The sequence below is a fragment of the Teichococcus rhizosphaerae genome (assembly GCF_002631185.1).
In the GTDB taxonomy this organism is placed as follows: Bacteria; Pseudomonadota; Alphaproteobacteria; order Acetobacterales; family Acetobacteraceae; genus Pseudoroseomonas; species Pseudoroseomonas rhizosphaerae.
This window is the reverse complement of record NZ_PDNU01000016.1, coordinates 1-8453: the sequence shown is the minus strand read 5'-3', so window position 1 is coordinate 8453 and position 8453 is coordinate 1. Positions and strand designations below refer to the sequence as shown.

Sequence of the window (8453 nt, the reverse complement as noted above, 5' to 3'; positions counted from 1 at the left end):
CCGTCTGACACTTCGGCTCAGCCCGCTGAGGAGCCCCGCTCCTACACCACGCGATGGGACACGACCGAGGCCGCTCAGAACAGGGCGGCGAAGGGCAGCACCACCAGCCGCTCGCCCGGCGCCACGCCGGTGGCCTCCTCCGGCAGCTCGGCGAAGGCATCGCTCTGCGTCAGGGAGGAAAGCAGCCCCGCCCCTTCCCGCGCGTATTTGGTGGCGACGGGCAGCCCCCCCGCCGTGCCGGGGCGGAGCGTGACGCGCACATATTCCCGCCGCCCCGCCTTCTTGCGGTAGGGGAAGTCGGCCTCCGCGTGGAAGCGCGGCAGCGACGCGGGCGCGGCGCCGCAGAGCCGCAGCGCCAGCGGCCGCGCCAGGTGCAGGAAGGTGACGAAGGCCGCCACCGGGTTGCCCGGCAGCCCCAGCACGGGCGTGCCGCCGACCACCCCCATCGCCGCCGGGCGGCCCGGCTTCAGCGCCAGCCGCCAGAACACCAGGCTGCCCGCCGCCTCGATGGCCGCGCGCACATGGTCCTCCTCCCCCGCCGAGACGCCGCCCGAGGTCAGCAGCATGTCGTGCCCGGCGGCGGCCTCGCGCAGCGCGGCGCGGGTGGCCCCGGCGCGGTCGGGCAGGATGCCGAGATCGACCGGCTCCACCGGCAGCCCCGCCAGCAGCGCCAGCAGCGAGAAGCGGTTGCTGTCATAGGTCTGGGCCGGGCCGAGCGGGGTGCCGGGCGCGGCCAGCTCGTCGCCCGTGCTGAACACGCCGATGCGTGGCCGCGCCCGCACCGCCAGCGCCGGCAGGCCGAGCGCGGCGGCGAGGCCGATGGCGGCGGGGTCGAGCCGCCGCCCCGCCGGCAGGGCCAGCGCGCCCCGCGCCACATCCTCGCCCGCGGGGCGGCAATTGGCGCCGGGCCTCAGGCCGGGGGGCAGCAGCAGGGCATCGCCTTCCAGCCGCGCATCCTCCTGCATCATCACCGTGTCGGCGCCGGGCGGCATGGGCGCGCCGGTGAGGATGCGGCAGGCCGTGCCGGGGGCGAGCGCCGCCCCCGCCGCCTGCCCCGCCGCCAGCCGGCCCGCCAGCCGCAGCCGCGTCCCGGCCGCGCCGGCCGCAAGATCGGCGTGGCGGAAGGCGTAGCCATCCACGGCGCTGTTGAAGAAGGGCGGCAGCGGGTGCGGCGCGAACAGGTCGGCCGCCAGCACGCGGCCGCGCGCCTGGGCCAGCGGCACCGTTTCCGCGCCGGCGATGGGCGGCACCCGCTCGGCGATCAGCGCCGACGCCGCCTCCACCGAGAGCAGCGCGCCACCGAAGGCGAAGCAGTCGTCGCTCAGCTGGGCCATGGCGCAGCGTAGCGCAGGACGAGGTCCGCCACCCCCTCGATATCGTCCAGCCCGGCATGGGGCAGGCCGCCCGGGGGCGGCGTGTCGGCGGCGGCGGCGCGGATGGCGGGGTCCTCGGGGTGCAGCCAGGGCTTGCCATTGGCGGCGCGGAACACCTCGATCTTGGGGTGGCCGTCGCGCTTGAAGCCCTCCACCAGCACCAGCTCCACCGGGGAAAGGTGGCGCAGCAGCTCCGCCAGGGCGGGCTCGGGCGCGCCGCGCAGCTCGGTCATCAGCGCCCAGCGCTGGGCGGAGGAGACCAGAACCTGTTGCGCCCCCGCCTGCCGGTGGGTGTGGCTGTCCTTGCCGGGCTGGTCCACGTCGAAGCGGTGATGCGCGTGCTTCAGCGTGGAGACCGAAAGGCCGCGGCCGGTCAGGCACGGGATCAGCCGGGCGAGGAGGGTGGTCTTGCCGGCGCCACTCCAGCCGGCCAATCCGATCAGGCGCATGGCGATGAGCCTTATCCGGGCTGGCGGACAAAAAAAAGCCGGGGGAACGGATTCCCCCGGCCCATCCTGCTTTCTGCCGGCCCGCCTCAGTCGGCGCCGGCCGGGCGCGCGGCGGCCTCGGGCCGCACGGAATCATGCGCCTTCCTCAGCTCGTCATCGACCCACAGGCTGTGGTGCTCGCGCGCCCAGTTGTAGTCGACGCGGCCCGAGCCCATCGCGGAGAAGGAGCCCTCGATCCCGAGCGTGCCGATATAGATGTGCCCGAGCATCACCGCGATCATCAGCATCGACAGCGTGCCGTGGAGCATGTGGCTCCATTGCAGCCCGTTCACGCCGGCCACCGTGAAGGGGAAGAGCAGCAGGTAGCCCGACAGCGCGACCAGCCCGCCGCCCAGCACCGTGACCCAGAAGATCACCTTCTGGCCGGCGTTGAACTGCTGCGAGGGCGGGTTCCCGCTGCCGACCATGCCGCCGAACTGGCGCAGCCAGACCAGGTCCAGCTTGTTCGGGATGTTGCCCTTCACCCAGAACAGGAACATCAGCACGATGCCCAGGGTGAAGGGGAAGGCCAGGAAGTTGTGCGCGATCTTGCCGTAATGGGTGAGGTCGGTGAAGGGCTGGTCGCCGATCAGCGGCCGGATGAGGTGGCGGCCGAAGGTCAGGTTCAGCCCCGACAGCGCCAGCACGATGAAGGTGCTGGCTGTCATCCAGTGCACCACGCGCTCGATGAAGCCGAAGCGCAGCATGGTGCGGCCGGAAAACCCGGCCTCCAGGCGCACGCGGCCGCGGATCAGGTAGAACAGCGCGATCACCGCCGCCATGCCCAGCACCGCGATGGCGCCGGTCCAGAACAGGGTCTGGTTGCGGAAGGCCCGCCAGTCCCGGCCCTGCGGCTGCACCAGCAGGCTGGCCGACTGGTTCGGGATGGAGATGCGGCCCTGGATGTGCTGGCCCTTCAGTGCCGCCTCCAGCTCCTGCTCCTCGGCCGAGGGCTGGGCGCGCTCGCTGACCGGCGGAGGTGCCGGAATGGGCGAGACGGGCACCGGCGCCACCTCCGGCTGGGGCGCGGTGGGCGTGCCGGTGGGCTGCTGGGTGGCGGTGGAGGTCGGCGCCTGCTGCTGCCGGTTCTCGCCCGCGCTCTGGGATTCGGGAACGGGCGCCTGCACCTCGGGCGCGCCCTTGTCGGGGCCGGGGCCGCGGTCCTGGCTCTGCTGCTGCGCCGTCGGGGCGCCGTTCGGCACCGCCTGGGCCGTTTCCGCCGATTGCGGGGCCTGTTGCTGTGCCTGGGCCATGGCCGTGCCCGCCAGCAGCGGCAGGGCCAGCCCGAGGGCGAGAAGGGCGCGGCGCATCACGCGTCCACCGTCTCGCGGTAGGCGGTACGCCAGCCCCAGGCGCCGGCGCCATAGCCGCGGGTCTGCACCCGCTCCTTGTAGATGGAGGCGATGATGTCGCCATCGCCCGCCAGCAGCGCCTTGGTGGAGCACATCTCGGCGCAGAGCGGCAGCTTGCCCTCGGCGATGCGGTTGGCGCCGTACTGCGCGTATTCCGCCGCGCTGTTGTCCTGCTCGGGGCCGGCGGCGCAGTAGGTGCACTTGTCCATCTTGCCGCGGCCGCCGAAGTTGCCGACCTTCGGGAATTGCGGCGCGCCGAAGGGGCAGGCGTAGAAGCAGTAGCCGCAGCCGATGCACAGGTCCTTGTCGTGCAGCACGATGGCGTCGGCCGTGGTGTAGAAGCAGCTCACCGGGCAGACGGCGGCGCAGGGCGCGTCCGTGCAGTGCATGCAGGCCATCGAGATCGAGCGCTCGCCGGGCTTGCCGTCGTTCAGCGTGATGACGCGGCGGCGGTTGATGCCCCAGGGCACCTCGTTCTCGTTCTTGCAGGCGGTGACGCAGGCGTTGCACTCGATGCAACGGTCGCTGTCGCAGAGGAACTTCATGCGGGCCATGATCTGATCCCTCCCCTCACGCCGCTCGGATCTGGCAGAGCGTCACCTTGGTCTCCTGCATCGCGGTCACCGGGTCGTAGCCATAGGTGGTGACCGTGTTGGCGCTCTCGCCGAGCACGATCGGGTCGGTGCCCGGCGGGTAGTGGCGGCGCCGGTCCTCGCCCTGCCACCAGCCGCCGAAATGGTAGGGCATGAAGGCCACGCCCTTGGCCACGCGTTCGGTGACCAGCGCCTTGACCTTCACCTTGGCGCCGTTCTCCGGGCCGTCCACCCAGACGAACTGGCCCTCGCGGATGCCGCGCTCGGCGGCGTCCGCCGTGTTGATCTCGACGAACATGTCCTGCTGCAGCTCGGCCAGCCACTTGTTGGAGCGGGTCTCCTCGCCGCCGCCCTCGTATTCCACGAGCCGCCCCGAGGTCAGCACGATGGGGAAGGAGCGCGCCACGGTGTTGGAGCGCAGCTGCACGCTCTTGGCCAGGTGCGGCATGCGGAAGCCGCGGCGGTCGTCGATGGCCGGGTATTCGGCCAGCAGGTCGGTGCGCGGCGTGTAGATCGGCTCGCGGTGCACCGGCACCGGGTCCGGCAGGTTCCAGGCGTTGCCGCGCGCCTTGGCGTTGCCATAGGGCACGCAGCCATGCTCCATCGCCACGCGGATGATGCCGAAGGAAAGGTCGGTGGACCAGGAGACGCGGTCGGGGTCGTTGCCGCCGATGCGGGCGATGATCTCCTTCTCGCGCTCCGTCAGCTCGTCATACCAGCCGAGCTTCTTCAGCACCGCGACGGTGAACTCCGGGTAGCCGTCGGTGATCTCCGAGCCCTTGGAATAGGAGCCCTCGGCCAGCAGCGTCTGGCCGTTGCGCTCCACGCCGAAGCGGGCGCGGAAGGTGCCGCCGCCCTCCTTCACGTGGAGGTGGGTGTTGTAGAGGATGTGGCTGCCCGGGTGCTTCATCTCCGGCGTGCCCCAGCAGGGCCAGGGCAGGCCGTAGGTCTCGCCGGCCACCGGCGTGCCCGCCTTGCCGCGCAGCGTCACCACGTCGAAATCCGCCTGGTGCTGCATGTGCAGCTTCAGCCGCTCCGGCGACTGGCCGGAATAGCCGGTGGAGATGGCGCCGCGGTTGATCTCGCGCAGGATGCTTTCCGCGACCGGCTCCTTGCCGCGCACCTCGATGGTCTTGAACATCTCCTGCGCGAAGCCGAGCTTCTCGGCCAGCCGGTAGAGCAGCTCGTAATCCGTCTTGCTCTCGAAGATCGGCTTCACCACCGGCTCGTACCACTGCAGCGAGCGGTTCGAGGCGGTGCGGCTGCCGGCGCATTCGAACTGGGTGGACATCGGCAGCAGGTAGGTGCCGTTGCGCCGGTCGGACATGCTGGACATGTTGGTGGGGTGCGGGTCCGCCACCACCAGCAGCTCCAGCTTCTCCATGCCCTTGATCGCCTCGGGCATGCGGCTGACGGTGTTGCCGCCATGGCCGACGGCGATCATCGCCTTCAGCAGGTCGGGCTGCTGCACCTGCTCCTTGGGCAGCAGCACGGCATCGAACCAGCGGGTGGTCGGGATGCCGGGCGTCTCCATCAGCGCCTTGCTGGCGAAGCGCGAGACCATCCACTCATAGGGCACGTCCCAGACCCGGCACCAGTGGCGCCAGGCGTTCTCGTCGATGCCGTAATAGGCGGGCAGCGTCGTCACGTCGAGGCCGAGGTCGGTCGCGCCCTGCACGTTGGTGTGGCCGCGGAAGATGTTGGCGCCGGTGCCCGGCGCGCCGAGATTGCCCGTCGCCATCAGCAGGATCGAGAAGGCGCGCACATTGGCGGTGCCCACCGTCTTCTGGGTGGCGCCCATGCACCAGATCAGCGTCGAGGGCTTCTGGGTGGCGAAGATCTGCGCCACGCGCTTCAGCTGCGCCTCCGGCACGCCGGTGACGCGCAGCACCTCGGCCGGGTGCCACTTGGCCACCTCGCGCCGCACGTCGTCCATGCCATAGACGCGCTGCCGGATGAACTCCTTGTCCTCCCACCCGTTCTCGAAGATGTGCCAGAGCAGGCCCCAGATCACGGGGATGTCGGTGCCCGGGCGGATCCGCACATATTCGGTGGCATGCGCCGCCGTGCGGGTGAAGCGCGGGTCGATGACGATCATGTTCGCCCGGTTCATCTCCTTGCCGCTCAGCACGTGCTGCATGGCGACCGGGTGCGCTTCCGCCGGGTTGCCGCCCATGATGATGATGGAGCGGCTGTTGCGGATGTCGTTGTAGCTGTTGGTCTGCGCGCCGTAGCCGAAGACGTTGGCGACACCCGCCACGGTGGTGGAGTGGCAGATGCGCGCCTGGTGGTCGATCGTGTTGGTGCCCCAGAACGCGGCGAGCTTGCGCATCAGGTAGGCGCCCTCGTTCGAGAACTTGGCGCTGCCCAGCCAGAACACCGAATCCGGCCCGGACTTCCGGCGGATCTCCAGGAGCTTCTCGCCGATCTCCTCGATCGCCTGGTCCCAGGAAAGGCGCTGCCACTGCCCGTCCACCAGCTTCAGCGGGTATTTCAGGCGGCGGTCGCCATGCGTCAGCTCGCGCACCGAGGCGCCCTTGGCGCAATGGGTGCCGCGGTTGATCGGGCTGTCCCAGGCGGGTTCCTGGCCGACCCAGACGCCATTCTGCACCTCGGCCACCACCGTGCAGCCGACCGAGCAATGGGTGCAGATGTTCTTGATGCGCTGGACGGGCTGGCCGAAATCGGTCGCGCCGGCAGCGGCGGGGCGCACCGTGCCCAGCCCGAGGCCGCCCAGCGCCGCGAGGCCGGCGCCGCCGAGCCCCGCCTGCCGCAGAAAGGCGCGCCGGTCCAGCCCGCCGCCCGAAAGGCCCTGATAGGTGGAGGAAAGCCGCTGACGGGCGGCCTTCCCCTCGCTGCGCTTGATCAGCATGGGGCGTCCCTTCCTGTCGCGTCTCAGTAGCGGTTGGTGCGGTAGAAGGCCTTGACGTGGTCGGTCTCGCGATAGCGGGCCGCCACCTTCTCGGCATCGGTCTCCTTGCGGAGGCGCGGCGCCTGGGCCTGCGCCACGGCAGGCGCCGCCGCCGCGGCGGCAGCACCCCCGGCCAGGCCCAGCGTCCTCAGGAAGCCGCGCCGCTCCGCCACCCTGTTCTTCTCGCCGGCCGCCTTGTTCCCGTCCTGCATCGCCGCGTTCCCTGGTCTTTGTCCGTTGTTACGCCGGCAACCCGGCCACCGTTGCCTCGATCTCCATCGCCGCGCGTCCCAGCGCGCCGACGGCCTTGTAGAACCGCGCCGCCTCCGCCGCCTGCATGTCGGCGAAGCAGCGCGGCGCCCAGGACTGCATGTGGCGGGCGAAGAAGCCTGGCGCCTCCTCCGGCCCGGCGGGAAACACCCCCGCGATCAGCCCGGCCATGGTCTCGCACAGGAAGCCGAGGTGATCCTCCGGCTCGGACACGCCCGGGGCACGCTCCACCCCGAGCTGCCCCAGCGTGGCGCGCAGCTCGGCCAGCGGGCGCTCATGCAGGAATCCCGTCAGGTAATATGAGGCGAAGGGCAGCAGCTCGCCACGCCCCACGCCGATGAACAGGTCGTGGTATTCGCGCTCCACCTGCGCCGGCTCGGCCTCCCGCGCGGCCTCCGCCAGGGCGTGGTAGGCATCCCCCAGCAGGGTGCCCGGCTCGCCGCGCAGGGCACGCAGACTGGCCAGCAGCGCGCCATCCGGCGGCGCCACCAGCAGCCGCCCCAGCAGGGCGAAAAGCCGGGCGCGTTCCAGCTCCAGCAGATCCGGGGGGGCGGTCGGCGAGACCGGTTTGGCCATGCGTCGGGCAGTCCGATGGTGGGTGGTCTTGAACAAGGGCGGGCCGCCCGGAGCAGGGCAGGCCGGGGGCCATTCTGACTCATCCGCTCGGGTATGGGCAAGTATCCGCCACAGGCTTCATTTGAGAACTATTCTCAAATGACCGGTTTCTATTGTGGAACGGCGCCGCCATGCCGGCGGCGGGGCGGCGGGGATGCCTCCTTTTCCGGCAAGGCCGCGGGCAAGGGCAGCTCCGGCGCCCCGCTCAGCGGCGGCGGGGCCAGGGGAAGCTGAGCCGGGCGAAGCTGGACCGGGGAAAGCGGAACGGGAGAAAGGCCGGGCGGCCCGGACTGTTCCATTCCGGCCGCAGGCTCGGCCGGAAGCCCCTCTGGAAGCTCCTCTGGAAGCCTGGCCGGAGCCATGTCCGCCAGCGCTTCCGGGGCGGCGGGCGGGCGGGACCCTTCCGCCGCGCCAGGCTCCTGCCCTTCCGGCCCGGCCGGTGCGCCAATCGCGCGGGCCAGCAGCTCGCGCAGCTCGCCGCCCAACTCCAGGGAGAAGCCCGGCACCCCGTCCGGCGCGTTGAAGTCCCACGCATAGTCGGCGGGGCCCACATAGTCGCGGATGGCCGGGTCGAGCGACCACATCCGCCGCATCGCCGCCTGCCGCAGCAGCGCCGGGACCTCGGGCTTGAGAAAGGCGCCGAAGTCGCTCCCCGGCCCCAGGCTTTCCAGGGGCGGCAGGCTGGCCGGGTCGAACTCCGCCAGGGGCGGTGCCTGGGCCGCCATCGGTGGCTGGGCCGGTGCCTGCGGGGTGGCGGGCGCGGCCACGGGCGGGGCGGGGCGCGCTTCCGCCAGTGACTCGGCCTCCAGGCCGCGCTTGCGGCGGGACCAGCGGCCCAGGAAACCCTCCCC

The 8453-nt window shown here is 71.6% G+C and carries 8 protein-coding genes; all 8 read right to left on the bottom strand.

Annotated elements, in window-relative coordinates:
• Positions 1-74: 74 nt before the first annotated feature.
• Positions 75-1334 (bottom strand): molybdopterin molybdotransferase MoeA, encoded by a 1260-nt coding sequence (locus CR162_RS10535; protein WP_099095515.1) that lies wholly within the window; start codon positions 1332-1334, stop codon positions 75-77.
• Positions 1322-1822 carry a molybdopterin-guanine dinucleotide biosynthesis protein B gene (mobB, locus tag CR162_RS10530; RefSeq protein ID WP_099095514.1) on the bottom strand — a complete coding sequence of 167 codons (501 nt, stop codon included), beginning with the start codon at positions 1820-1822 and terminating at the stop codon, positions 1322-1324. Before mobB ends, CR162_RS10535 begins: the two co-directional genes overlap by 13 nt.
• Positions 1823-1908: 86 nt before the next feature.
• Positions 1909-3171: a formate dehydrogenase subunit gamma gene (locus CR162_RS10525; RefSeq protein ID WP_099095513.1), complete on the bottom strand. Its 1263-nt coding sequence runs from the start codon at positions 3169-3171 to the stop codon at positions 1909-1911.
• Entirely contained in the window at positions 3171-3767 is a 597-nt protein-coding gene (fdh3B, locus tag CR162_RS10520) for a formate dehydrogenase FDH3 subunit beta (RefSeq protein ID WP_099095512.1), read from the bottom strand. Before fdh3B ends, CR162_RS10525 begins: the two co-directional genes overlap by 1 nt.
• 16 nt (positions 3768-3783) lie before the next feature.
• Positions 3784-6678: a formate dehydrogenase subunit alpha gene (locus CR162_RS10515; protein ID WP_099095511.1), complete on the bottom strand. Its 2895-nt coding sequence runs from the start codon at positions 6676-6678 to the stop codon at positions 3784-3786.
• A 23-nt stretch (positions 6679-6701) separates the two neighbouring features.
• Positions 6702-6929, bottom strand: a complete 228-nt coding sequence (locus tag CR162_RS10510) for a twin-arginine translocation signal domain-containing protein (RefSeq protein ID WP_099095510.1) — start codon at positions 6927-6929, stop codon at positions 6702-6704.
• A gap of 28 nt (positions 6930-6957) precedes the next feature.
• Positions 6958-7563 carry a TorD/DmsD family molecular chaperone gene (locus CR162_RS10505; protein WP_099095509.1) on the bottom strand — a complete coding sequence of 202 codons (606 nt, stop codon included), beginning with the start codon at positions 7561-7563 and terminating at the stop codon, positions 6958-6960.
• Positions 7564-7712: 149 nt separating this feature from the next.
• The coding region (locus CR162_RS10500; RefSeq protein WP_141563130.1) for a DUF3306 domain-containing protein at positions 7713-8453 on the bottom strand (741 nt) is incomplete at its 5' end.